Consider the following 25,426-nt stretch of genomic DNA (forward strand, 5'->3'; position numbering starts at 1 on the left):
CAGATTGGCGTGTGCTTGAGTATTTGCGCAGTCGCGATGGACGCACAGGCGCATTTCAATGCAGGCGTCTGTACCCCCCAAGCCCCGGTGACGCTGTTCGTCCCGCCCATCACCCTGCCTGACAACCTGCAGGTGGGCGAGGCGATTGGCTACCCAAGTGGCTATGACTTCGCCGGCAATGGCTTTGTCATGCGGTGCCGCTACACCGACTGGCCATTGTCGCAGCCGGTGTCGGCCAACCTCAGCGTGGTCAATTCGCAGGCAACCGGCATGACGTTCAACGCAAATGGGCTGACGTTGCCCGTCTATGCGACCAGCTACCCTGGCGTCGGGTTCGTCATGATGGCCGGGGATCCGTCCCAGCATTTGAAGGTCATCACCCACACCGGCGTCACGCTGTTGGACACCAAGCACAACAAACCCAATGGCTGGGGCCTGCAAGGGCGCGTGTATCTGGTGGCGACGGGCCCGATCACCTCGGGCACCATCCCTGGGAACACAGTCGCCAGGTATATGCTGACCAATGTCAATATCGAAAGCCCCGGCGCTGCGTCGGTCAACTTCGCCGATACGGTGATATTGCCGCCGCAAAAGCCAACTTGCCGGGTGACCACGCCGTCGCTTGCAATGCCGCTGGGGCAGGTGCCCAGCCGTGATTTCAAGGGAGTCGGCAGCAGCGCCGGCAGCGTTAGTCGCGACATAACCCTGGACTGTGCCGGCGGCACCGGCGGCATCCTGGATGTATGGATCACCGTGACTGACCAGACGGAACCCGGCAACCGCAGTAACCAGTTGTCCTTGACCCGCAACTCGCACGCCCGCGGCGTCGCCCTGCAATTGCTCAGTGGCGATCGGTTGGTAAGCTATGGGCCCGATTCCTCCGGCGTGGGCAACCCGAACCAATGGCAGGTCGCAAACACGGGCAACGGCGCCCTGACGATTCCCTTGACCGCCCGTTACGTTCAAACCGCGTCGACCATCAAGCCTGGGACCGCCAACGGCCTGGCCTCGTTTACCCTGAGTTACCGGTGAGCCCCGGGATCAGGGTACAGCGTTTGCGCCAGTGCGATAAACGCCAGGGTTGCGGGAGAGGCCTGGCGGCGATCCAGCACCGCCAGGCCTATGCGGCGCGGTACGCCCGGCGACAACGGGCGGGCAACGTAGCGCTGGTCGGCATCGGCCGGCAGTGAGCCCTGGGCCACGATACTCAGGCCGTCGCCGCGGCTGACAGCTTCCAGGGTAGTGAGTAGCTGGGTACAGCGATAACGCACTTTCGGTTGCAACTGCGCGTCACCAAACAAACGCGTGACCAGCTCTGCTGAGCCTGCCTCGGTCAGGATGAACGGGTCATCGCACAACGCTTTCAAAGGTACCGCCATGCTTGCCGCCAAGGCATGGCCGACCGGTATCAGCGCCACCAGTTGGTCTTCGAGCAGGGCCACTGTGTCGAAGCGTTCCTGCTCCAGTACCACGAAGCCCACATCCACCCGGCGCTGATCCAGCCATTGAATGACCTGCCGGTCCGGCCCTTCGTCTATATGTACCTCGATACCCGGATAGTCCCTTCGAAAGTGGCTGAGAATGGTTGGTAGCAAATGGTTCGAAGCGGTGGGGCCGAACGACCCTATACGCAATGTCCCGCGTTTCATCCCGCGGGCATCGGCGGCTTCCTGCTGCAAGGTGTTGGCCAGGCCCAGCATGCCCCGTGCGCGCCCAAGTAACTGCGCGCCGATATCGCTCAGTTCCACCAGGGTCTGGTGCCGGCGAAACAACTCTACCCCCAGTTCCTGCTCCAGGGCCTTGATCGCATGGGACACCGCCGATTGGCTGATGCCCAGGCGATGCGCCGCACTGGTGAAGCCTCGGAGTTCGGCGACCAGGGAGAAGATTTCCAGCTGGGTCAGGGTCATGAGTAAAGCCTTGTTTTACGATGACAGATCATTAGTAAAAGAATAGTCCCATCCTTTCTCACGTTGAGCACATTCTTATGCATGCCCGCGAAGGCCTCACTTACCTGAAGCTGGCTGCTGTCACCATGATCTGGGGCGGGACCTTCGTCGCCGGGCGCTTTCTGGCCGATCACGTGGACCCGCTGCTCGCGGCCTGCCTGCGGTTTATCCTGGCCAGCCTCGCGTTGCTGCTGTTCCTGGCCTGCGCGCGCATCCCACTGGCGCGCCCAACTACAGGGCAAATGGCGCGGCTGGCACTGCTGGGCCTATGCGGCATCTTTTTCTACAACCTGTGTTTTTTCTATGGCCTTCACTACATCAATGCGTCGCGGGCGTCGTTGATCGTGGCATTGAACCCGGCAGTGATCGGCCTGGCGTCCTGGTTGTTGTTCAAGGAGCGCCTGGGCCGGGCCAAGTGGCTGGGTATCGGGCTGTGCCTGCTGGGGGCGGCTGTGGTGATCGTGAGCCGCAATCCCAACCTCATGCAGGGGGCCCGCAACGCTTGGATCGGTGACCTGTTGATCCTGGGCTGCGTAATGGCCTGGGGGGCCTATTCGCTGCTGTCCCGGGAACTCAACCAGACGTTGGGGCCGGTGCAAACCGTCACTTGGTCGGTGCTGTGGGGTACGCTGATGTTGACCCTTGCCACCCTCGCCACCGGTCGGCTGACGCTGCAAGGTTTCAGCGCGCTGCAGCTGGCGCAGTGGTACAGCCTGCTGTACCTGGGTGTGCTGGGTTCGGCCCTGGCCTATATTGGTTACTACGACGGCATCCGGCGAATCGGCGCGACCCGCTCCGGGGTGTTCATCGCCCTCAACCCGCTGACAGCGGTGATATGTGGCGCGTTGCTGCTGGACGAAGCCTTGACGGTGCCGATGCTGGCGGGTGGCGCGGTCATCCTGTTGGGCATCTACCTGTGCAATAAACCCCTTGCGCGGGGCAGGGCAATGGGGATTTGATAAGAGTACGGACAAACCTGGTTACGCTGTGTAGAATCAGTTTACGCATACAAGAATATGGACTTGCGCTCACGCAAGCCTCGGCCGTCAGAGACTGATGACACCATGAAGCTACTTGGCTCCCCCCTCATCTTTGGTGACTTCCTCGCCCGCAGCGTGCGAGGCCTTTCTTGTGCGCCACCCTCCAGCCTCATCCTTGCTTGCAACTAAACAATTGCTACCCACAAGAATGATGAGGCACCGAACATGACCGACCAACTCGACAACCCAATGGGCCTGATGGGCTTTGAATTCATCGAATTTGCATCGCCCACCCCAGGCACCCTGGAGCCGATCTTCGAGATCATGGGTTTCACCAAAGTGGCGACCCACCGTTCCAAGAACGTGCACCTGTATCGCCAGGGCGAGATCAACCTGATCCTCAACAACGAACCCGACAGCCTCGCGTCCTACTTCGCGGCCGAGCATGGCCCGTCGGTGTGCGGCATGGCGTTCCGCGTCAAGGACTCGCAACAGGCCTACAAACGTGCCCTGGAGCTGGGCGCCCAGCCGATCCACATCGACACCGGCCCGATGGAGCTGAACCTGCCGGCGATCAAAGGCATTGGCGGTTCGCCGTTGTACCTGATCGACCGGTTCGGCGAAGGCAACTCGATCTACGACATCGACTTCGTCTACCTCGAAGGGGTTGATCGCAACCCTGTAGGCGCTGGCCTGAAGGTCATCGACCACCTGACCCACAACGTCTATCGCGGGCGCATGATCTATTGGGCCAACTTCTACGAGAAGCTGTTCAACTTCCGCGAAGCGCGTTATTTCGATATCAAGGGCGAGTACACCGGCCTGACCTCCAAGGCCATGAGCGCGCCGGACGGCAAGATCCGTATCCCGTTGAACGAGGAGTCGTCCAAGGGGGCCGGGCAGATCGAAGAGTTCCTGATGCAGTTCAACGGTGAGGGTATCCAGCACGTCGCGTTCCTCACTGACGACCTGGTCAAGACCTGGGATGCACTGAAGAAGATCGGCATGCGCTTCATGACGGCGCCGCCAGACACGTATTACGAAATGCTCGAAGGCCGCCTGCCGAACCACGGTGAACCAGTGGACCAGTTGCAATCGCGCGGCATCCTGCTGGACGGCTCGTCGATTGCCGGTGACAAGCGTCTTCTGTTGCAGATCTTCTCGGAAACCCTGATGGGCCCGGTGTTCTTCGAGTTCATCCAGCGCAAAGGCGACGATGGGTTTGGCGAGGGCAACTTCAAGGCACTGTTCGAGTCGATCGAGCGCGATCAGGTGCGTCGTGGCGTATTGACCGCCGACTGATCCATGTGAGGCCGGGCAGGCTGTTCCGGCGCTTCAAGCACAGGCTCCGTATCGAAAGGTACGGAGCCTTTTTTTTGCCTGCCAAACAGGTCCGACCGATCTTGTAACAGACAAATCCTCGGGGCAGGGGAACGGCGTCGTCATGGCTTCCACTCAGGAGTGACGCAAGAGCTGATCTTCTCCTGTGTCGCAACCTTGCGTTTCGCGAACCCCAATTGTGAGGAAAGACTGATTATGACAAAACAAACTCTGGCGGCTGCAGTGCTCGCTTTGTGCGGCTTCGCTGCCAGCTCCGCGCATGCGGCAGACGGTACCATCACGATCACCGGCTCGGTCAGTGGCACCACCTGCACCATCAGCGGCGGTACCGGGGCCTCGCCAGGCTCAGGCGCTAACTTTCCGGTAGTGCTTGACCGCGTACAAACCTCGGCTCTCAAGGCAGCAGGCGATACGGCAGGCGCCAAGCGCTACTTTGTGTATGTGGGCGGCTCGGGCGGGTGCCCGGACGGTACCAAGGTCGCCGTACGTTATGAACCGACCAGCCCTGGCATCAACCCGGCAACCGGCAACCTGCGTAACACGGCAACGGCGACACCCGCCTCCCGGGTAGAGGTACAAATTCTCGATGGGGCTTCCAACACGCCAATGGACTTGCGCACAGGTAATAACTCGACCGTTGCCACCGTTACCAGTGGTCTGGCGACCTTGCCGTTTTACGCACGCTACATCGCCAACGGCGGAGCGGCAGGCGCGGGCAATGTCACCAGCAGCGTGCAGTACTCGGTCACCTTTCCTTGATGCAGCCAGGCTGATAACCACTGCGTTTGTTGCCTGAGATCCTCGCTCGACCCAGTGGTCGGGCGCAGGACAACCGTTTTCAAGGATTACCTGATGCAGGATTTACTGATGATCTTGAGTCGTCGTGTGGTGCGGGTCGCGCTGAGCCTGGCCTTGGGGATGGCATCGCACACGGTGCACGCGGGAGTGGTTATCGACGGTACGCGACAGATTTACCCCGAGCCGCGACGTGAGGTCACCGTGCGAGTAACCAATGATGACAAACACGCGCCCCGCCTGGTCCAGGCGTGGCTGGACGCGGGTGACGCGCAGGAAGCGCCGACACTGAGCGATGTGCCTTTCGTCCTGTCTCCTCCGGTATTTCGCCTGGACGCCGGCAAAAGTCAGTCCATGCGCCTGTCCTACACCAAGGCACCGCTGCCGACGGATAGAGAGTCGCTGTTCTGGTTGAACGTACTTGAAGTGCCTGGCGCTACCAGTGAGTTTGACCCCACGCTTGAAGACAGCCAGCGGAATCACTTCAAGTTTGCGTTTCGTATCCGCACCAAAGTGTTTTTTCGTCCGGCGCAGTTATCTGGAACACCCGAGGAGGCGCCTGGGCTGTTGCGCTGGTCCGTGGAACGGGGCGCCCAAGGCAGCGTGATACAGGTGCATAACCCCTCGGCGTATCACGTCACCTTCAACGACATTGTCCTGCTCATGGGCTCTGGTCCCGAAGCGGAAAAACTGTCCCTGACGGAGGGCATGGTGGAGCCAGGAGGCACGTTGAAGGTGCCGGTGCCGAAAGCCGCGAAGGTAATACCCGCCGATGCGCGGGTGGATTTCACTTATATCAACGATTTCGGCGGCTTTTCATCCGCGCAGCCTGCTGTATTGCACCGCTGAACGCGGCCCCGAAACGTTGCTGATGGCAAGCAAACGTACATTTCTCAGCGTCCACTGAAGTCATAACTATGCCTAGTCACATCCAAGTACGGGTGCATCGCTGCGCCCCGATTTTGCCATTCCAGCATCGCACGATAATGCTGGGCGGTCTGATGAGTGCGGCCGTTATCGCCAGCGATGTCGCGCTTGCGTCTGAGTTGAGCTTTGATCTGAACGCATTCTCCAGTGGCCTGGCGTCATCGGTTGACACGTCACGGTTCAATACCAGCAACCAGATGAGCCCTGGCATATACCGCGTAGATATCGTAGTCAACGGCCAGACCCTGGGGCGCAGGGAGGTGGAGTTTGTTGCGGCCCATGCAAAGACCGGGGCGCAGCCGTGCTTGAGTCGTGAAGTATTGGAAAAAATCGGTATCGCGATGGATAAAGTCGATACTGATGCCCATGGGCGCGAACTCTCGAACCCTGCCGCCGCCGGCCAGTACTGCGGCGACCTGGGGCAGTGGATTCCGATGGCATCCAGCACGTTCGATCCGGGTGCACTCGAGTTGGCGGCCAGCGTGCCGCAGGCCTACATGAAGCGTTCCATGCGCGGCTACATTGACCCCGAGTTGTTGGATGAGGGCATTGCCGCCGGGCTGCTCAATTACAACTTCAGTACCAATACGGTCACCGCAGGTGAAGGTGACGGTCGTACTTACCTGGGCCTCAATGCCGGTATCAACCTGGGTGCATGGCGCTTGCGACATCAGGGCGCCCAGGCCTGGAGCAACCGCACTGGCTTTGAGACTTATCAGAACACGTCCACTTATGTACAGCGCAGCATCATCCCCTGGCAGTCACAACTGACCCTCGGAGACACCTTCAGCAACGGACAGATTGTCGACGGGGTGCGCGTGCGGGGCGTCACTCTGGCCACCGACGACCGGATGCGCCCGCAGACGCAGCAAGGTTACGCACCGCAGGTTCGGGGGACGGCCGACAGTAATGCAACGGTCACGGTCAGCCAGAACGGCTACACCATTTATGAGACCACGGTGCCGCCCGGCCCCTTTGTTATCAGTGACCTGCATGCCACCGGCTACGGTGGTGATTTGATCGTCAGCGTGACCGAAGTCGACGGGCGTCGGAACACCTTCGTCGTGCCGTACTCGGTGGCCCCGCAGTTATTGCGCGCCGACGCGACAAAGTACAGCGCCACCTTGGGTAAGGTGCAGCAAAAGGGCGTTGATGCGAAGGGCGCCAACGTCTTTCAAGGCACTTTGCAGCACGGTTTGACCGATGATCTGACGGTCTACGGTGGCGGTAGTGTTTCCAAAGGCTATGAACAGGGAAAGCTCGGTATCGCGTTGAATACGTCCTTCGGTGCGTTCTCTCTGGACACTGCCACCTCCCATACCGAGGTGCCCGATCATGGGCGCCAGTCCGGGCAAAGCCTGGGGCTGGGTTACAACAAAAGCCTGCCGGCCTCGGGTACGCATTTTGCGCTGGGTGCGTATCGGTTCTCCACCGAGGGTTACCTGAACCTGCAGGATGCACTGAATGTGCGCGAAATCGCGAGCCGGGCAGGTGACATCAACAGCTATGCCCGGCAAAAAAGCCGGCTCGACATGACAGTCAGCCAGCAGTTGGGTATCGGCACCTTGAGCCTGTACGGCAGCTCCGTCGACTATTGGGGAGGACAGGAAGGGCGCCAGGTTTCATTCACCGCCAGCTATGGCTCGACCTGGAACAAGGTCAACTGGAACCTGTCGGCACAGCGTTCCAGGGTCCAGGACACGCGACAACTGACCCAAAGCGAGCTCAGCGACGATGTGTTTTTCGGGCGTATCGGCCAACCCGGGCGTATCGATAACCGCTACATGCTCACACTGTCGATGCCGCTGGGGGGCGAATCGCGAGCGCCGACGATCAATACTTCGTTCTCCCGGGACACCGGTGATACACGGGGCAGCCAGCAGCAGGTGGGCATCAACGGGTTCCTGGGCGAGGACACCGCACTCAACTACGGTGTTTCAGCCAGCCGCGCAACCAGTGAAAGCACGCACTCCGGCCAGTTCAACACCTATGCCGGCTATCGCACGGATGCCACCCAACTGCGTGCCGGATATAGCCAGAGCCGCGATAGCTCGCAGCTTTCGTTTGGCGCCGATGGTGGGGTGGTCGTTCATGCCGCAGGTATCGCGTTCTCGCAAAGCCTAGGCGAAGCCTCGGCGCTGGTGCATGTGCCAGGTGCAGAAGGGGCCAGGCTCGGGGGGAGCAGCGGTGCACGGGTCAACAGCAGCGGGTTCGCTGTCGTGCCCAATCTGACGGCGTTCCAGAATAATACGGTGGAAATCGATCCGGAAGGCATGTCGATGGATGTAGAGCTCCAGGAGTCGACGCGCAACGTCGTACCGACCTCGGGCGCAGTATCGCTGGTCAAGTTCGACACGCTCAGTGGTCGGGCGGTACTGGTCAAGGGCGTCCACGAGAATGGCAGCCCGCTGCCATTTGCAGCACAGGTATTTGATGCGCAAGGGCGTGAGGTAGGCGTGGTGGGGCAGGCTAGTAAAGCCTTCGTCCGAGACATCCCGCAGGAAGGTCGTCTGACCGTCAAGTGGGGCAGCAAAATCGCCGAGCAGTGCGATATCTACTACCACATGCCGCCGATCACCGAGGGCCAACGACAGGCCACTACCGATTACCTTCAGGGGGTGTGCGTGGCAAGCCAAGGGCGCCAGGTTGCGGGGCAGCTATGAGTGAGTGCCGATGGATGACTGTTGCGGCGCATGACTTATTCGATATGACAGAGGTGTTGTTTTCATGACTAGGTTTTCACTTGCCAGCGTGGTGCTGGGAGGATGGATGGTGGCGCTGGAAGCTCAAGCGATCACCTGTGCCCCCGGCCCGGCGGTGAATATTTCCATTCCCCCGATCACGGTTGCGGCCGGGCAGCAAATCGGGCAGGTGGTCGGGTCCGCCAATGGCTATCGCTTCGACAGTCCTCCATCGTCCGCGCTTCGGTGTACCACACGAATTGCTTTAGGGGCACAGGCCAGGCTGGCACTGGTCAATAGCACGCCGACGGGCCGGACATTTTTCGCTAGCGGGCTTTCAATGCCAGTGTATGCCACCAATGTGCCTGGGGTGGGGTTTGCCCTGATGGCGAGGGACCCGAACCGGCCGTTCATGGCCATCAACACGGCAGGTGTCGCACTCATTGTTGGAGATGCCAGAGCAAGGCCCATCGTCCTTGGGCTTGATACCCGAATTTATTTTGTCGCCACAGGCGCCATAACGGGTGGCACGATCACCGCCAGAAACATTGCAAGGTATACGATCACCGGCACGCCCATCACCGGCGCTGGCTATTACGCAGTGAACTTCTCCAACGTCACCATCAATGCGCCACGAAAACCCACCTGCAGGGTCTCAACACCTTCGGTCGCCATGCCTATGCCGGCCGTGGCTGCTCGTGATTTTCGCGGCGTGGGTAGTTTCGCCGGCAGCGTGACCCGCAATATCACACTGTCATGTGCGGGTGGCATCGGCGGGGCAACGCGTGACGTATTTGTGACGGTGACAGACCAGACCGTGCCGGCTAATCGCAGCGACGTACTGTCCTTGACCCGTACCTCTATGGCCAGTGGCGTTGCGCTGCAATTACTACGGGGGAACACGCTGGTGCGCTATGGGGCTGACTCCACGACGATTGGGAACCCGAATCAGTGGCTGGTCGGTAGTACTGGCAATGCGACTGTCCAGATCCCTTTGACCGCACGTTATATCCAGACCGCCTCCTCGATCCGTCCCGGCAGCGCGAACGGGTTGGCGTCATTCACAATGAGCTACCGATGAGCAGCGCGCTTTGGCGCGGGGGCCTGGGCGTGCTGATGAGCTTGCAGGCAATCGCCGTGCAGGGCGAAATCGTGATTGACCGCACGCGTGTCATCTACCCGGTTACCGCGCGCACGGTGGTGGTCAATCTGCACAATGAGGCTGACGGTCCGCGCCTAGTGCAAGCGTGGATCGATGATGGCGATGCGATGGCGGCACCCGAGAACAGTGATATGCCGTTCACGATTACGCCACCCATCGCCCGTATGAACGCGGGTACCGGGCGCGCCTTGCGGATCATGCATGATCAAACGCCAAAACAGGTGGCCGACCGGGAGTCGGTGTACTGGCTGAACGTACTGGCAATCAGACCGAGCGTTGAGGCATCCGATGAAACCAACGCCCTGCAATTTGCCTTTCGTACGCGGATCAAGCTTTTCCTCCGGCCCGCCCAATTGCCGGGAAAGGTGCAGGACGTGGTTCATGCGCTTCAATGGTGCCTGAGCCGAGGGGGCGACGTGGGGTTGGAGGTGCTCAACCCCACGGCGTATCACGTGACCTTGTCTGGTGTGGTTCTGACACTCGGTGGTGTAGAGCATCACAGCGAAGATCCGCCGATGGTTGCACCTTATGCTACTGCACGGGTTGCGATACCTGAGTTGCCTAGCGGCGACCTATCCGGCCCGCAATTACAGTTCACCACCTTGGATGATGATGGGGCTACTCAACATCATCAAGCACAGTTGCAGTTTGTCGACTGTTCGTCGGTCAAACCCTACGCTGCCGCACCAGATGCTTGAACCCTTCGAACACCAGCACCATGACCGCGATCCAGATCGGGATGTAGGTCAGCCATTGGCCTGCCTTGATCCCTTCACCCAGCAGCAGCGCCACCACCAGCAACAGCACTGGCTCGACATAGCTGAGCAGCCCGAACAGGCTGAACGCAAGCAGCCGGCTGGCGATGATATAGCTCACCAACGCCGAAGCGCTGATCAGACCCAGTATCGGGATCAGCGCATACAAATTGGGGTGGGCATCCATCACTGCAAAGCCCTGTTCGCCGCTTTGCACAAACCACCATGCCACCGGCAGCATCAGCGCCATGTCCAGCCACAGGCCGCCCAGGTGGTCGGTCTTGAGGTATTTACGCACGATAAAGTACAGCGGGTAACCGATGATCACCACCAGCGTCGCCCAGGAGAACCCACCGGCCTGGTATAACTCGTTGAGTACCCCGAGCCCGGCAAAAAACACCGCGATCTTTTGCAGGTAGGAAAGCTGTTCGCCCCACACCAGGCGCCCGGTGAGCACCATGGTCAGCGGCAGCAGGAAGTAACCGACCGACACATCCAGGCTGCGCCCGTTCAGTGGCGCCCACATGAACAACCACAGCTGCACACCGAGCAAGGCCGACGACACCAGTACGCCGCCGATCAGCCGTGGCTTGGCCGCGAGCATGCGCAGCAGTTCCCAAACCCGGCGCCACTCGCCGCTGACAAGCATGAACACCGTCATGCAGGGCACGGTGAGCAACATGCGCCAGCCGAAAATCTCCAGGCCACTCAAGGGCGTTAGCAGTGATGTGAAGTAATACATCACGGCAAACAACACCGAAGCCAAGACCGATAACACCACACCTTTAGACACGTTGTCCTCGCGAAAGCCAATTATTGCGCGGGTAGTCTACAGGCGTGCCAATCGACCGGATACAAAATGCCCGACATCGTTGAACCCGGGCGAGGACGAATGCCCCGGCGTGACCAACGAATCAATGAACGCCTCGTCTTCAGCGCTGATCTTCACCGCCAGCGCCCCGGTGTAGGCGTCCCACTGCGCCTCGGTCCGTGGCCCGACAATCGCCGAGCTTACCGCCGCATTGTTCAGCACCCAGGCGATTGCGAACTCGACGATCCCCACGCCACGCCCTTGGGTGTATTGCTGGATCTGCTGGGCAATGCGCAGTGATTCAATTCGCCACTCGGTTTCCAGGATGCGTTTATCCTGGCGCGCGGCACGGCTGCCGGGCTCGGGCGTGACATCCGGTGCGTACTTGCCGCTGAGGACCCCTCGGGCCAGTGGACTGTACGGCACCACTCCCAGGCCGTAGGCCGCTGCAGCGGTGATCTGCTCGACCTCGGCCTGGCGATTGACGATGTTGTACAACGGCTGGCTGATGATGGGTTTATCGACGCCCAGGCGTTCGGCCACGCGAATCACTTCAGCGATGCGCCAACCCCGGTAATTGGACAGGCCCCAATAGCGGACCTTGCCCTGGCGGATCAGGTCACCCATGGCGGACACGGTGACCTCCAACGGCGTGTCGTGGTCTTCGCGGTGCAGGTAGTAGATGTCCAGGTAGTCGGTATCCAGGCGTGCCAGGCTGGCGTCCAGCGCGTTGAACAGACGCTTGCGGCTCAAACCGCTGCGGTTGGGCACGCCATCGGTAGGGCCGAAGCCGACCTTGGAGGCCACCACCCAATCCTGGCGGTTGCGCGCGATCGCCTCACCGACGATTTCTTCGGAGCGCCCGCCTGTATACAGGTCCGCCGTGTCGATGAAATTGATGCCCTGGTCCCAGGCCTTGTCGATGATGCGCAGCGAATCTTCGGTGCTGGTCTGTTCGCCAAACATCATGGTGCCGAGGGTCAGAGCGCTGACCTTTAACCCGGACTGGCCCAATGTGTGGTAATTCATGCAAAGCTCCTCACGCAAATGTAAGTGATGCAATACCAGACCCGAGCGCTCTGGAACAAGCCCTGGAGGCATTTCTTCATGTGCGTAGCAAAGTCAGGCAGCGGGCCTGTAAAAAACGGTGCAGCACTTTCACGCGTTCCGACACTTGCAGGCGGTGCGGGCACATCAGGTTGAACGGCGAGGGTTCGCCTTGCCAGTCGGGTAGCAAGGGTACCAACCGCCCAGCCTGGATATCACGGGCCACATCCAGGTTGGCCTTATAGGCAATGCCATGCCCCGCCAACGCCCAGCGGCGGACAATCTCGCCGTCATCGCTGAGGTAGTCACCGCTCACCTCGACTTCTTGAAGCAACGCCCCCTGGCGGAAATACCAGGTGCTATTGGCCTGGCCCCGGCGCATATAGCGCAGCGTGCTGTGGTGGGCCAAATCTTCGGGCGTATGCGGAGTACCGTGGCGCGCCAGGTAGTCGGGGCTGGCGCAGGCAATGCGATGGTGATCGGGTACCACCGGCAGGGCCACCAGGCTGGAGTCTCTAGGCACGCCAAAGCGCAAGGCGATGTCGACCGTGTCGCGAAACAAGTCGGCATTGCTGTCGTTGAGCAACAGTTGCAGACGGATGGTGGGGTGCTCCAGCTTGAACTCATCCAGCCAGCCCAGCAGCACATTGCGACCAAAGTCCGAGGGCGCGGCCAACTGCAATAAACCACTGAGGCTTTGGCCCTGTTGCTTGATGGCGTGCTCGCCGTCCGACAGCGCCTCCAGTGCCACCCGCACACTGTCCAGGTAACGCCGGCCTTCTTCGGTCAGGCGCATGCTGCGGGTGGAGCGGGCGAGCAGGCGGATGCCGAGGCGGGTTTCAAGGCGCTTGAGGGCAATGCTGGCCGCCGCCGGCGTGAGGCCAAGGCCACGGGCGGCGGCCGTCAGGCTGCCGGTGTCGGCGCTGCGCACGAAGACTTCAAGGTCGAGAATGGAGCTCATTGATAAAAATCCTTTAAAGATCTTGTCGTTTTACCCGGATTTTTCATCGATTACCAAGCTGGGAAGATGAACGCTCACTTTCTGACCCAGGTAGTTTTCTCATGACCTCTTCTCTGAGCGGTAAAACCATCATCGTCATCGGCGGCAGCAGCGGTATCGGCGCGGCAGTGGCCCAGGCAGCCTTGGCGCGAGGCGCGCATGTGATCGTGGCCGGGCGCCGCTTGGCGCCAGGTTCCGACAGCGGGCTGCGCAGCGAGCCGGTGGACGTCACCGACAGCGCCTCGTTAACGCAACTGTTCGAAACCGTGGGGCGCTTTGACCATCTGGTCTACACCTCGGGGCCTTCGGTGCGGGCCAAGCCTTTGATTGAAACAGACCTGGATGAAGCCCAGGACAACTTCGATGTGAAGCTCTGGGGCGCACTACGCGCCATTCAACACGCGCTGCCCTTTTTGCACGAACAGGGCAGCATCACCCTGACCTCGGGCCAGTTGGGGCGCAAGTTGGCGACAGGGCAGTTCATCAAGACGGGCATTAACGCTGCGACCGAGGCCTTGGGCAAGCAACTGGCCAAAGAACTGGCGCCGCGTCGAGTCAATGTGATCAGCCCAGGGGTGATAGACACACCGGCCTATGCAGGGCTTGGCCAAGAGCAACGCTTGGCAATGTTTGCCAAGGCGGGCCAAGGGTTGCCGGTTGGGCGGGTGGGGCAGGCTGAAGAAGTGGCGGCGGGGTATGTACTTGCCATGGAAAATGGCTTTATGACCGGTGCGGTGGTTGATATCGACGGTGGCGGCCTGTTGTAAATACATGGTCCAAGTGGGAGGGAGCAGATCCCTCCCACGTTGAAGGCGTCAGGCCTTGAGCGTGCGCGTCATCCGCAATGCCAGGACACTGCCGCCCACAATCACCGCCGCCAGCAGGTACAACGCCACATCCGTAGACCCGGTGGCATCCTTCACAAAACCCACGATATACGGGCTGAGAAAACCCGCCATCTGCCCCATGGAGTTGATCAACGCCAAGCCACCCGCCGCCGCACCTGCGCTGAGCATGGCGGTGGGCACCGGCCAGAACATCGGCAGGCCGGTCAGGGCGCCCATGGTGGCGATGGTCAGGCCGAGAATGGCGATAGCGGGCGTAGTGGCGAAGTTAACGGCGATCACCAGGCCAATGGCGCCCATCAACATCGGCACCACCAAATGCCAGCGGCGCTCCTTGCGCAAATCGGCAGAGCGGCCCACCAGCAACATGAACACCGCCGCCAACAGATACGGGATCGCGCTGAGCCAGCCAATCACCAGGTTGTCGCTGAAGCCCATGTTCTTGATGATCGACGGCAGCCAGAAGTTGATCGCATACACGCCACTCTGGATGCAGAAGTAGATCAGACCGAATGCCCAGATCGCCGGGTTCTTGAACACTTCGGCCAGGGAGTCGCTGGTGGTTTTCGGCTTGTTAGCCAGGTCTGTGGCCTGGTCCGCTTCCAGTACCGCACGCTCATGGGGCTTGAGCCACTTGGCGTTGGCGAAGCTGTCACTGAGCAGGAAGTAGGCGAGGGCGCCGAGGACCACGGTCGGGATGCCTTGCAGCAGGAACATCCACTGCCAGCCCGCCAAGCCACCTTGGCCTGCGGCAAAGTGATTGAGAATCCAGCCGGAAAACGGGCTGCCGAGCAAACCGGACACCGGGATCGCCGACATGAACAGTGCCATGATTCGCCCACGACGGAAGGTCGGAAACCACTGCGAAAGGTACAACACCACGCCGGGGAAGAAGCCGGCTTCAGCGGCACCGGTGAGCAGGCGCAGGGTGTAGAAATGCGTGGGCGTGGTCACAAACAGCAGGCATGTGGAGAGCGTACCCCACACGATCATCATCAATGCGATCCAGCGCCGCGGGCCAAACCGGGTCAGCGCCAGGTTGCTCGGCACGCCGCATAGCACGTAGCCGATAAAGAAAATCCCGGCTCCCAGGCCGTATACGGTTTCACTGAATTTCAACGCGTCGAGCATCTGCAGCTTGGCAAAGCCAACGTTTACCCGGTCGAGGTAATTGAACAGATAGCAGATAAAAATGAAGGGGATCAGGCGCAGGGTAATGCGCTTGTAGATGGCGTTTTTATCGTCATCGCTGGCCAGTGCGGCAGTGGCGCTCTGTGACATGGGATTCTCTCTTTATTATGATTTTTCGCGGTGCGAGGGTAACGTTGACCGCCCTGACAGTCTCGGTGACGTGATGGGCAACTGTCTTTGTGCCGGCGCACAGTCAAGCCATCTTTGCGCTGTGCTGGTGAACAACCTTTTTCAGGAAATTAGCCCCATGTTCGAGCTGGATCATGCCCTGGCGCAGGAGATTGTCGATCGCACCATGGCAATCCTGCCCCATAACGTCAATGTCATGGACAGCCAGGGCTTGATCCTGGGCAGCGGCGAGCCGGAGCGTATCAATACCCGCCATGAAGGTGCCCAGCTAGTGTTGGCCAATGGGCGGGTGGTGGAAATCGACGGGCAGACCGCCAAGCATCTCAAGGGTGTGCAACCAGGAATCAATCTGCCGCTGCTGCATGATCAGCGCCTGATTGGCGTACTGGGTATCACCGGCGAGCCGGATGGGTTACGCACCTATGCCGAACTGGTGCGCATGACCGCTGAAATGCTGGTCAGCCAACGCCACCAGCAAGCCGAACAACAATGGCGGCGCCAGCGTTGCGATGATCTGCTGGCCCTGCTGTTGGCCGACAGCGGCGACTCCCCGCGCCTGGTGGACGAAGCCCAGCAACTGGGGCTCAAGCCACAACTGGCGCGCACGCCATACCTGTTTGAACTGGGCCCGGGCCAAACGGCGGAGGCCCTGAGCGCCTGGCTCGCCAGCCGCTACCCCGACAGTTGGTGCGTCAGCTCTGCGCAGTTTTCCTTGCTGTGGTGCCGACCTGCTGGGGTGCAGGTCGATAACCCCCGCTTGCTGGAAAAGCTCGACGGCCTGGGTTGGAACGTCCTGCGCGTGGCCATCGGCGGGCAAGCGGAGGGCTTGGCGGGACTGCGCCGCTGCTATCGGCGGGTGGGTGATCTGCTTGCTTATGGCCGCGATATCCTGCCGCAATCACGCCTGTTGACCCTCAACCGTTATCGCCTGCCGGTGATGCTGTGGCGTCATCGCAACGACGACGCCCTGGACGAATTGCTCAACCCGTTGCGCAAAGTGTTGGCCAAGGACAGCAACGGGCAACTGCTTGCCACGTTGCGCAGTTGGTGCGAGCACGATGGGCAAAGCCAGGCGTGTGCCGAAGCCTTGGGCATTCACCGCAACAGCCTGCGCTACCGCATGGAGCGCATAGCTGAACTCAGCGGCGTGGATCCGCTGACGCTAGATGGGATGCTTGCCTTGTACCTGGGCGTCCAACTGCTGCCCCACCCCCTGTAGGAGCGAGCTTGCTCGCGAAAAACGTCAACGATAACGCAGGTTGCCGGATTCACCGCGGCGCGTTCCGGTCTTTCGCGAGCAAGCTCGCGCCTACAACGGGCATTGTAGAAATGAACAACAAACCCGCCCCACACTTGTGCATCGGCCCCGCGTCATTGCCCCAGCCAACTGGCAGCATGGGCGTTATAAAAACCGGAGAAAGCCCATGAAAATCGTGATCGCCCCCGACTCGTTCAAAGACAGCCTGAGTGCCGCAGGTGTCGCCCAGGCGATTGCCGAGGGGTGGGCCGAGGTCTGGCCTGATGCGCACGTGCTTCAATGCCCGATGGCCGATGGCGGTGAAGGCACGGTGGATGCGGTGCTCGCAGCATGTAAGGGGCAATTGCGCCGGCAAACGGTCCGAGGCCCGCTGGGCGACAGCGTCGAAGCGCGTTGGGGATGGTTGGCCGACAGCCATACCGCGATGATCGAGATGGCCGAGGCCAGCGGCCTGCAACTCGTCGCGCCGGGGCAGCGCGATGCCTGTTCCAGTACCACCTATGGCACCGGCGAGTTGATCCGCGCCGCGCTGGATGCCGGGGCGCAGCGCATCATCCTGGCGATTGGTGGCAGTGCTACCAATGATGGCGGCGCGGGGGCGATGCAGGCCCTTGGCGTGCAGCTATTGGATAGCGAACGCCAGCCACTGCCGGCGGGTGGGTTGGCGTTGGCGCGCCTGGCCCATATCAGCCTCGAACAACTGGACCCGCGCCTGGCACAGGTGCGTTTTGAAATCGCCGCCGACGTCAACAATCCCCTGTGCGGCCCCCACGGTGCCTCGTCGATTTTCGGCCCGCAAAAAGGCGCGAGCCCCGAGCAGGTGGCACAACTGGACGCGGCCCTTGGGCACTTCGCTGACCATTGCGCCCAGGTGCTGCCCAAGGATGTGCGCGACGAACCCGGCAGTGGTGCCGCCGGTGGACTGGGCTTTGCCGCCAAGGCGTTCCTCGCCGCCCAGTTTCGCCCAGGGGTCGAGGTGGTTGCTGAACTGGTTGGCCTGGATGAAGCGGTGCGGGGTGCCGACCTGGTGATTACCGGCGAGGGCCGCTTCGACGCCCAGACCCTGCGTGGCAAAACCCCGTTTGGCGTGGCTCGCATTGCCCAGCGACAGGGCGTGCCGGTGGTCGTCATTGCGGGGACATTGGGCGAGGGCTACGAGCAGATGTATGCCCAGGGCGTGGACGCAGCATTTGCTTTGCCATCGGGTCCGATGTCACTGGAACAGGCTTGTCACGAGGCGCCGCGCCTGTTGCGTGAGCGGGCCTCGGACATTGCGCGGGTGTGGCGTTTGGCTATTCAGCGCGGATAGATTAAGACCGTCAACGCCGTGACAGACTTGGCGATAATTACTATCATCCGTGCTTACTCTGAAGACCGGCTGACCTGGCCGGGCATGTTGGAAACCGATCATGCAGATCAAGCGTTTTACCCTCGTCAATTTCCGCGGTATCGAGAAGATGGAACTCGATTTCGAAGGCAGGAAGACTGTCGCTTTGGTGGGCATCAACGGCGTGGGCAAGTCGTCGATTCTGGATGCGTTGGCGATAACGCTTTCGAACTTGACATCGCGGGTTGTGGGCAAGGCTGCCAAATCCAGAACTTTGTCCAAAGATGATATTCGAGCAGGGGAAGATTACACCCGTTTGGAGTTAACGACGGATTTGCAAAATCAGCCGGGTACAAAGGATTTGAGCTGGGCAATAGCCTTGAATAAGAAAGGAGGAAAACATCCAGCAGATCGTAGTAGCGATTTATTGGCCTTGAACGTAAAAGCCGACGAGTTCGAATACGGCATCCGGCACTACGAGTCAGGATTTGATGATTGGATAACATTGCCGTTGGCAGTTTATTACGACGTGCACCGTGCCGTACTAGACGTACCATTGCGCGTTCGCGAACAGTTGGTTAACGCTATCGCTGAAGGGTATGACGATGCGTTGGGCCACGGTGGCGCGGACTTCAAGCGGTTCTTCATCTGGTTTCGCAATCAGGAAGATCTTGAAAATGAAAGTAGTCGGGACACCCCTGGCTATCGAGACAGAGAGCTCTCCGCTGTACGCCGAGCTATCGAAACCTTCACTGGATTCCGGGACGTCCGCGTTCGTCGTAAGCCAGCGTTGAGAATGACGGTCCTCAAAGGCGATCTCGAATTCAATGTCCTGCAGCTATCCGACGGTGAAAAATGTCTATTGGCAATGGTTGGCGATTTGGCGCGCAGGCTTACATTACTCAATCGCGAAGTGGCTGACCCACTGCAAGGGAAGGGTGTCGTCCTGATCGACGAATTGGACCTGCATCTCCATCCGGGTTGGCAGCGTACCGTTGTTGCAAACCTTGAAAAGACCTTTCCCAATTGCCAGTTCATCATCACCACCCATTCACCACAAATATTGGGTGAGCTGCCGGCTGAAGCAATCATGCTATTGAAGGATGGCCGGTTTATCGGGCATCCAGAGCGTTCGCTTGGGTTACGCAGCGGCGAAGTGATCGAAGAATTGATGGGGGATGTCGCGCAAAACCGCGACGTTGGCCATCAACTCCAGGCAATACATCGCTATCTGGATGACGACAAACTGGAGCATGCCGAAGCCAGTCTCTCGCAATTGAGAGATAAGGTTGGGGACATTCCGGACATCCTGGAAGTACAAGCGAGCATCGACTCCTTGAGGTGGGCCGGAGAAAGTGAAGCATGAGGTCCATCACGAAAGGGGCAGAGCCCCGCGAGTTGATTGAGTGGCGTCGGGAAAACAAAGACACGCCGCAAAATCTGTTTTATGGCCGTGATAGCAGTTTTCCGGCGGAGCCTGTGCGCAGGTCGTTATTGCGTGAGCAGTTTCATCTTTGCGCTTATACGCTACGTCGGCTACCTACGGCGCAAGAATGCGGAGCCAAAGGCCAAGACACTATTTTTAGCTGCCATATCGAACATGTGCTGCCCCAGGCAAGGCATGTGGACCAAAGCATCGCTTACGCCAACATGGTCGCATGCTATCCGCCTAGTCAGTCCAATGTCGCCTGTGAGTACGGAGCAGAGGAAAAAAAGGCCTACGACCCCGCTCGAAACCCCTTTGTATCGCCTCTTTCGCCCCACGCGAGCCGGCTTTTTCGATTTTTAAGAGACGGAAAGGTTGAAGGGCTTTCACCGGAGGCGGTTCAAACGATTGAAGTGCTCAAGCTCAATCACGCCACGCTGGTCAATGACCGCAAGGCGGTCATCAAAGGCTGGCTTATGCCACGAGGAAAACCCATTTCTGCCGCAGCGGCCAGGCGTTTGAGCACGGAGGCCGAGACGCCGGACGCCAATCTTTGTTTACTTCAGTACTGCATGGCACTTAAGCAACAGGCCGAGTTACATGCGGACAAGTACGAAAAACGCGCAGTGCGTACCCGAGGTCAGGTGAGACCATGAAGTTCAACCCATTCAGTTAGCAGGGACAATCCGCGCCTGCTGTGAATCAATGATCCCTCCGGCCAACCGCTCTACCCACTGCGCTTGAAACCCCTGCAGCGCCGCACCGGGTTGCTGCAACTGCACAAACTCAAGCATCGGGTCTAGCACCGCTGTGCGCACGCTGCTCAATTCCTCCAGGGTCGCCAGGCCGCAGAACGGTACATAGGCTTCGCTGTAGCCGCCTTCGTGCACCAGCACCAGGCGGCCCTGACATAAACGATCGGCTGCCAGGCGCAGGGCGCGGGTCAGCAGACGGAACGATTCGCTGTGCAACAACATGCGCGCTAGCGGGTCGACGGCGTTGGCGTCATAACCGCAAGCAACGATGATCAACTCCGGCTCGAAGCGCTCCAGCGCGGGCACTACGATGCGTTCCATGGCGTGTAGATAGGTGGCGTGCCCACTGCCTGGGGGCAACGGAATATTGATGTTGGCCCCCACGCCGGCCCCGCGGCCTCGATCCTGCTCGCCGCTGTAGCCAGGCGGGTAGCAGCCGTCCTGATGCAGGGAAATCGTCAACACATCGGCCCGTTCTTCGAAGATCGACTGCGTGCCGTTGCCGTGGTGCACATCCCAGTCGATCACGGCGACTTTGCCCAGTCCGTTGCGGGCCTTGGCGGCCTCGATGGCAATGGCAATGTTGGCGAGAAAGCAAAAGCCCATGGCGCTGTCTGCCAGGCAGTGATGCCCCGGTGGCCGCGACAGCGAATAGGCATTGTGCGCCTGGCCCCTGAGCACCGCGTCCACGGCGGCCAGGGTCAGTCCGGCGGACAGTTGCGCAATCTCGTAGCTGCCCGGCCCAATCGGTGCCTGGGGGCCAAGCTCACCGCCGCCAGCATCGCTCAGGGCCTTGAAACGCTGCAGATAGGCACGGCTGTGGACGCGCAGCAGATCCTCTTCACTGGCTGGCGACGCGCTGCGCAGTTGTAGTTGGCGGCTCAGCCCGGAGACATCCAACAGGCTTTTCAAGCGGCGCTTGGTCTCCGGTGACTCGGCATGCCCGCTGCCGGCCGGCGGCTGCACCCAGCCGCCCACGGGCAGGGTCAGCGCGTGGGCGCCGGCGCTGTGCCACAGGCTAATTTCGTCGAAGAAAAATGCGGTGGTTGGGTTCATACCGGTTCCAGTTCAGTGGGGGAGTGGGGGACGGCTGGCGATGATCATCACCAGCGACAGCAAGGTGATAGCGGCTGCACCGAGCAGCAACAGGCTGAACCCGCCGCTGGCCTCGATCAGGCGGCCGGCGAGCGCTGGGCCGATGGCCAGGCCGCCGCCGATGACCAGGTTGGAGGCGTTCATCAGCTTGCCGCTGTGATCGAGGTCGGCCAGGCAGGCCAGGATCAGCGGCAGAATGAAGGTCCAGGTGAATTTGAACAGCAGCGCCGCCAAGGCAAATCGCAGCAATGCGGGCTGGCCAAGCAACAAGAGCACCGCTGCCGCCATCAACAGGTAGCCCAGCAGCAACAGCACTCCACGCGGCAAGCGGGCCCCGATCAGTGAAGCGCTCGCTGCCCCGGCAATGCCCATCACGGTGGCGATGGCGAGGATTTCGCCGCCGTGCTGCGCCGAAATCCCGGCACTGGCGCCCAAGGCACCGATAAAGGTCCATACGCCCCCCAGGCTGATGTAAAAGGCCAGCACCGCGCCAACCCCCAGGGCGGCTTTCCAGCGTGAACCGGGCAATACCGGGGCGCGGTTGGCGGGCAACGCAGGGCTACCGGCGGGAAACGCCCGCGCCAATGGCAGCAGCAGAGCCATCAACCCCGCCAGGATCAAGTAGCAGGCATTCAAGCCAAATCGTTCGAACAAACCAGGCAACACCACCAGGCCAAGGGCACCGACGATCAACTGCCCCATCACCCACAAACCATAGACCCGGCTGGGGTTGGCGGTGGTGGCCGGACTGGCCAGGCAGAGGATCATCAGCGAGCCGCCGGCCAGGGCGCTGGCAGCGCGCAACACCAGCAGTCCGGCGTAGGTGTCTGCCAGCATCGACAGCAGGTTGGCGGCCATGAACAGCAGCGCGGCGACCCGGGCGGCGGTGCGCCAGTCAACCCGCTTGAGCCACCACCAGGCGGGCAAGGTCGCCAGGCTCATGGCGCCCAGTTCCACGGAAAACAAGTCGCCAATACGCGCCGGGCTCAGTTGCCACTGGCTGGCCAACTGCGCGGCCACGGCGGGAGCTGTCATCAGGATGGTCGGGGTGATGGCGGCAAACAGCACGATCGCTGCCAGCCGTGCCGTTATCGCAGGGTTGGAAATGGGCATTTTCAAGCTCCAGGGAAAGGGGTCAGAACACATGCACCAGGCGCAACAGCGCTTCGGTGCCGGCATAGCCATTGGAAGCCGCAACGCTTTGCGAAAGGCTGACCATCAGTTGGTTCTGCCGGTCGAGCCAATGCCCGAGTTCGAAGCCGACTTGGGTGTAGCGCTTGTGGGTGTCGTCGAGGCGGCGGTTGTTGAGGCGCAGGGCGCCACCGTCGGCCTGGATCAGGCGCAGTGCGCCGTAAGTGGCGGCGCTGAAGTCATACGAGGCAAAAGCCTGCAGGCGATACAGCGGGGCTTGCTTGAGTTCGCTGCCAAAGTAATCGTCATTGCGGCCATAGAGCTGGGCTTCCAGGTTGGCTTCCAGTACCCAGTTTTCGCCGATGCCGTGGGTGTAGTTGTAGACAAAGGTGGCGCCCCAGCGATTGGCACCGGGAGAGACGTCCGGGTTTTGACTGTGGTACTCACCCACCGGCACGGTGATCAGGCTCAACAAGCCGCTGTAAGTGCGCGAAGCCGGGTCGTTGACGAAAAACAGCGTGCCGCCCACCTGTGGATCGCCCAGGCCGCGCTCGCGGCTGCGCTGGTTGGCGCCGGGCAGGCGTGCGCTGATGTCGGCAAAGGGCAGGATGAATTGCGGCGTGCACAACGTGCCGCAGGCGTCGGTGAAATACACCTGGCGGTAAGCCACGGCGTTGACCCTGAGGTCGGCCTTGCCGGTGCTGTCGGCGGGGCCATGGAAATCGCCGGCACGGGTGGCGGGCAGGTACAGCACACCCAGGCGGGTGCCTGGTGGAGCGGCGAAAAAGTCCCGGGCGTTGAGGTCGGCAGCCTGGCTGTCGAGGCTGAACAGGCTGGCGCACAGCACTGCCAGGTTACGTAAGCGTATGGAAGTCATGGCGGAAGCGTCTCGTGTCAGAGAAGGCCGGAAAATGGGCAACAGCAGCCCGTGACCGTAAAAAACGACCGTGGCAAAACCGTGGGAGAAGCGGGCAGGGTCAGTCGGGCGGGGCGTGCACCAGGTGCGCTATGCGCGCCTTGTCCTTGACGCCGAGCTTGGCGTAGATGGCGCGGATATGGTGACGCACGGTGTTGGGTGAGAGGCCAAGGTCGCGGGCCACTTCCTTGTAGGTCTTGCCCTCGCCAAACCCTTGGGCTACGTCGTTTTCCCGTGGGCTGAGCTGGGGCAGGGCGCGGTTGAGGCGCGCGGCCAACAGCAATTGGTCGCCCACCGGTGACGCCTGGATATGGATGCGCTTGCCGTCATGCCCGCGCTCATCCAGCAACACCGGCAGGGTGGGGCCACGCCATTGCGGCCATTCGCTGAGCAGCAGGTCGACAAAACCGCGCTCGGCGCATTGCAACACACCCCGTGGGTCACACACCGCCAGGGCCAGATTGCGCGGGCTGGCCAGGGTTTCACGCATGGCCACCAAGGTGCGGATCTGGTTTGCCGAGACCGCCGCCACCAGATGCAGCATCAGGTTATTGAGTAACTGGCAATCCTGCGCGTTGAACGTGGGCGCAGTGGGCTGGCGGTAGAGCGTCAGGTGGTGGCTGAGGTGGGTTTGCGGGTCGATATGGATCACACACAGCAATTCACCCAGGCCGTGGCGTTGCCCCAGCCAATTCAAGGCGCTGCCGTTGGCGGGGTCGCGCATATCGATAATCACTGCCTCGCCAGGCGAGGCATGCACCCGTGCAACGGTAACGTCCAGATGGCGGATCGACTGCCAGTCCGCCAGGTAGTCGGGTGGCAACTGATAGAGATAGCTGTTGTGCTCTTGCGGCAGACCGTGGATGACAGCCGAGCGTCCCCACCAGGCACTGTCGAAGGCCAGCAATTGGCTGACGCGTGCCAGGGCATGGCGCTGGAAGTGTTCGATGTCCTGATGTTGGGCCAGCCGTTGCAGGTCCAGGGTCAGGGTGCTGAAGGCCTGTAACAGGCCCGAGTGATCAAAACGGTTCATGGGTGTTCCTCTGTGGGACTTTTTTTGTTGTTCTCGTCACAGGGTGAAGGCCGAAGTGTCGGGTTGACGGGGCAGGGCCTGGGCAGAGTATCGGCGCTGCGCATATGGATCGCCATCGTTCAGATGCAGGATGGTGCTGGTCGGCCAGTGGGAAAACTCCCGGCTCGTCAGCCAGGCGCTTAGCCTCTACACTGGCCCGCCACTTGTCTTTCAAAGGATGAAATGCAATGCACCCACCTGAACCGTCTATCGTGATCCAGCGTTTTACCGAGGCCCACCTGGAGGGCGTCGCCGCGCTCTACAACGAACCGGCTGTTTGTCGTCAGGTGCTGCAAATGCCTTTTCAGTCTGTTGAGATGTGGCGCAAGCGCCTGGTGATGGATAACGAGCGGCGCCTGCAACTGGTGGCGGTGCAGGGCGGTGAGGTGATTGGCCAACTGGGGCTTGAGCAATATCTGCGTGTACGCCAGAGCCACGTTGGCTCGTTGGGTATGGGCGTGGCGCCCGCCTGGCAGGGCAAGGGTGTCGGTTCGCGGCTGTTGGCGGCCGCGTTGGAGGTAGCCGACAACTGGATGAACCTGCACCGTGTGGAGCTGACTGTTTACGCGGACAACGAGCCTGCGCACAACCTGTACCGCAAGTTCGGCTTCGAAGTGGAAGGGCGGCTGCGCGACTATGCCCTGCGTGATGGTGTGTTTGTCGACACCCTGAGCATGGCGCGCCTGCGCACGTCGGCTTGAGCCTGTAAAACTGTGGGAGCTGGCTTGCCCCAATGCCAGTCAGTTAATACAGAATCGGTAACTGTGGCGAGGGAGCTTGCTCCCGCTGGGGCGCGAAGCGGCCCCAAAAATGGGACTGCTACGCAGTCCAGC

The 25,426-nt window shown here is 60.8% G+C and carries 23 protein-coding genes; 14 read left to right on the top strand and 9 right to left on the bottom strand.

All coding sequences use genetic code 11. The features are described 5' to 3' along the window. The first annotated feature begins 15 nt into the window (after positions 1–15). Positions 16–1,032 carry a fimbrial protein gene (locus tag GIV26_RS05330; protein WP_236279639.1) on the top strand — a complete coding sequence of 339 codons (1,017 nt, stop codon included), beginning with the start codon at positions 16–18 and terminating at the stop codon, positions 1,030–1,032. On the opposite strand, the gene GIV26_RS05335 is transcribed toward GIV26_RS05330, so the two are convergent. Continuing rightward, complete coding sequence (locus tag GIV26_RS05335; RefSeq protein ID WP_034127485.1) at positions 1,023–1,910, bottom strand: LysR family transcriptional regulator; 888 nt, start codon at positions 1,908–1,910, stop codon at positions 1,023–1,025. The two genes, GIV26_RS05330 and GIV26_RS05335, sit on opposite strands and share 10 nt — an antisense overlap. Positions 1,911–1,987: 77 nt before the next feature. Between GIV26_RS05335 and GIV26_RS05340 the strand changes: the two genes are divergently transcribed. From GIV26_RS05340 to GIV26_RS05370, 7 genes are all read left to right on the top strand, one after another. Continuing rightward, positions 1,988–2,908 carry a DMT family transporter gene (locus tag GIV26_RS05340; protein ID WP_236279640.1) on the top strand — a complete coding sequence of 307 codons (921 nt, stop codon included), beginning with the start codon at positions 1,988–1,990 and terminating at the stop codon, positions 2,906–2,908. A 246-nt stretch (positions 2,909–3,154) separates the two neighbouring features. Continuing rightward, positions 3,155–4,231 (top strand): 4-hydroxyphenylpyruvate dioxygenase, encoded by a 1,077-nt coding sequence (gene hppD / locus GIV26_RS05345; RefSeq protein WP_034127483.1) that lies wholly within the window; start codon positions 3,155–3,157, stop codon positions 4,229–4,231. 234 nt (positions 4,232–4,465) lie between these two features. Beyond that, positions 4,466–5,029: a fimbrial protein gene (locus GIV26_RS05350; RefSeq protein ID WP_034127482.1), complete on the top strand. Its 564-nt coding sequence runs from the start codon at positions 4,466–4,468 to the stop codon at positions 5,027–5,029. Between the two features lie 93 nt (positions 5,030–5,122). Next, the gene (locus GIV26_RS05355) at positions 5,123–5,914 is read left to right on the top strand and encodes a fimbrial biogenesis chaperone (protein ID WP_233097356.1); all 792 of its coding nucleotides are present in this window, start codon (positions 5,123–5,125) and stop codon (positions 5,912–5,914) included. Positions 5,915–6,066: 152 nt separating this feature from the next. After that, the gene (locus GIV26_RS05360) at positions 6,067–8,655 is read left to right on the top strand and encodes a fimbria/pilus outer membrane usher protein (RefSeq protein WP_236279641.1); all 2,589 of its coding nucleotides are present in this window, start codon (positions 6,067–6,069) and stop codon (positions 8,653–8,655) included. A gap of 64 nt (positions 8,656–8,719) precedes the next feature. Further along, positions 8,720–9,754, top strand: a complete 1,035-nt coding sequence (locus GIV26_RS05365; RefSeq protein ID WP_236279642.1) for a fimbrial protein — start codon at positions 8,720–8,722, stop codon at positions 9,752–9,754. Then, positions 9,751–10,533, top strand: coding sequence for a fimbrial biogenesis chaperone (locus GIV26_RS05370; RefSeq protein ID WP_236279643.1), 783 nt, complete (start codon positions 9,751–9,753; stop codon positions 10,531–10,533). Before GIV26_RS05365 ends, GIV26_RS05370 begins: the two co-directional genes overlap by 4 nt. On the opposite strand, the gene rarD is transcribed toward GIV26_RS05370, so the two are convergent. The 3 genes from rarD to GIV26_RS05385 form a co-directional block, all read right to left on the bottom strand. Beyond that, positions 10,502–11,383 carry an EamA family transporter RarD gene (gene rarD, locus GIV26_RS05375; RefSeq protein ID WP_034127481.1) on the bottom strand — a complete coding sequence of 294 codons (882 nt, stop codon included), beginning with the start codon at positions 11,381–11,383 and terminating at the stop codon, positions 10,502–10,504. The two genes, GIV26_RS05370 and rarD, sit on opposite strands and share 32 nt — an antisense overlap. Before the next feature lie 36 nt (positions 11,384–11,419). Further along, the gene (locus tag GIV26_RS05380) at positions 11,420–12,430 is read right to left on the bottom strand and encodes an aldo/keto reductase (RefSeq protein WP_057975868.1); all 1,011 of its coding nucleotides are present in this window, start codon (positions 12,428–12,430) and stop codon (positions 11,420–11,422) included. A 76-nt stretch (positions 12,431–12,506) separates the two neighbouring features. Further along, a complete protein-coding gene (locus GIV26_RS05385) occupies positions 12,507–13,409 on the bottom strand; it encodes a LysR family transcriptional regulator (protein WP_057975870.1) in 903 nt (300 codons plus the stop codon). Between the two features lie 101 nt (positions 13,410–13,510). Here GIV26_RS05385 and GIV26_RS05390 point away from each other — a divergent pair, with 101 nt between their 5' ends. Then, positions 13,511–14,215, top strand: coding sequence for an SDR family oxidoreductase (locus GIV26_RS05390; RefSeq protein ID WP_034127478.1), 705 nt, complete (start codon positions 13,511–13,513; stop codon positions 14,213–14,215). A 48-nt stretch (positions 14,216–14,263) separates the two neighbouring features. On the opposite strand, the gene GIV26_RS05395 is transcribed toward GIV26_RS05390, so the two are convergent. Further along, positions 14,264–15,574: an MFS transporter gene (locus GIV26_RS05395; protein ID WP_034127477.1), complete on the bottom strand. Its 1,311-nt coding sequence runs from the start codon at positions 15,572–15,574 to the stop codon at positions 14,264–14,266. Between the two features lie 157 nt (positions 15,575–15,731). Between GIV26_RS05395 and GIV26_RS05400 the strand changes: the two genes are divergently transcribed. The 4 genes from GIV26_RS05400 to GIV26_RS05415 all read left to right on the top strand — a co-directional run bounded on the left by GIV26_RS05400 (position 15,732) and on the right by GIV26_RS05415 (position 20,280). After that, positions 15,732–16,832 carry a sugar diacid recognition domain-containing protein gene (locus tag GIV26_RS05400; RefSeq protein WP_072446596.1) on the top strand — a complete coding sequence of 367 codons (1,101 nt, stop codon included), beginning with the start codon at positions 15,732–15,734 and terminating at the stop codon, positions 16,830–16,832. A gap of 205 nt (positions 16,833–17,037) precedes the next feature. Beyond that, on the top strand, positions 17,038–18,180 hold the full coding sequence (locus tag GIV26_RS05405) for a glycerate kinase (protein WP_236279644.1): 1,143 nt from the start codon (positions 17,038–17,040) through the stop codon (positions 18,178–18,180). A 100-nt stretch (positions 18,181–18,280) separates the two neighbouring features. Further along, positions 18,281–19,564: an AAA family ATPase gene (locus tag GIV26_RS05410; RefSeq protein WP_034127474.1), complete on the top strand. Its 1,284-nt coding sequence runs from the start codon at positions 18,281–18,283 to the stop codon at positions 19,562–19,564. Continuing rightward, positions 19,561–20,280, top strand: a complete 720-nt coding sequence (locus GIV26_RS05415; RefSeq protein WP_236279645.1) for a hypothetical protein — start codon at positions 19,561–19,563, stop codon at positions 20,278–20,280. Before GIV26_RS05410 ends, GIV26_RS05415 begins: the two co-directional genes overlap by 4 nt. A 12-nt stretch (positions 20,281–20,292) precedes the next feature. On the opposite strand, the gene GIV26_RS05420 is transcribed toward GIV26_RS05415, so the two are convergent. The 4 genes from GIV26_RS05420 to GIV26_RS05435 form a co-directional block, all read right to left on the bottom strand. Then, positions 20,293–21,435, bottom strand: coding sequence for a class II histone deacetylase (locus GIV26_RS05420; protein WP_236279646.1), 1,143 nt, complete (start codon positions 21,433–21,435; stop codon positions 20,293–20,295). 12 nt (positions 21,436–21,447) lie between these two features. Next, positions 21,448–22,587 carry an MFS transporter gene (locus tag GIV26_RS05425; RefSeq protein ID WP_236279647.1) on the bottom strand — a complete coding sequence of 380 codons (1,140 nt, stop codon included), beginning with the start codon at positions 22,585–22,587 and terminating at the stop codon, positions 21,448–21,450. A 22-nt stretch (positions 22,588–22,609) separates the two neighbouring features. Then, positions 22,610–23,482: a transporter gene (locus GIV26_RS05430; RefSeq protein WP_236279648.1), complete on the bottom strand. Its 873-nt coding sequence runs from the start codon at positions 23,480–23,482 to the stop codon at positions 22,610–22,612. A gap of 100 nt (positions 23,483–23,582) precedes the next feature. After that, a complete protein-coding gene (locus GIV26_RS05435) occupies positions 23,583–24,554 on the bottom strand; it encodes a helix-turn-helix transcriptional regulator (protein WP_236279649.1) in 972 nt (323 codons plus the stop codon). Positions 24,555–24,781: 227 nt separating this feature from the next. On the opposite strand from GIV26_RS05435, the gene GIV26_RS05440 reads away from it, so the two are divergent. Then, positions 24,782–25,294 carry a GNAT family N-acetyltransferase gene (locus tag GIV26_RS05440; RefSeq protein ID WP_236279650.1) on the top strand — a complete coding sequence of 171 codons (513 nt, stop codon included), beginning with the start codon at positions 24,782–24,784 and terminating at the stop codon, positions 25,292–25,294. Positions 25,295–25,426 lie beyond the last annotated feature (132 nt).

This window comes from Pseudomonas sp. PA-1-3F, assembly GCF_021609665.1.
Taxonomy (GTDB): Bacteria; Pseudomonadota; Gammaproteobacteria; order Pseudomonadales; family Pseudomonadaceae; genus Aquipseudomonas; species Aquipseudomonas paracarnis.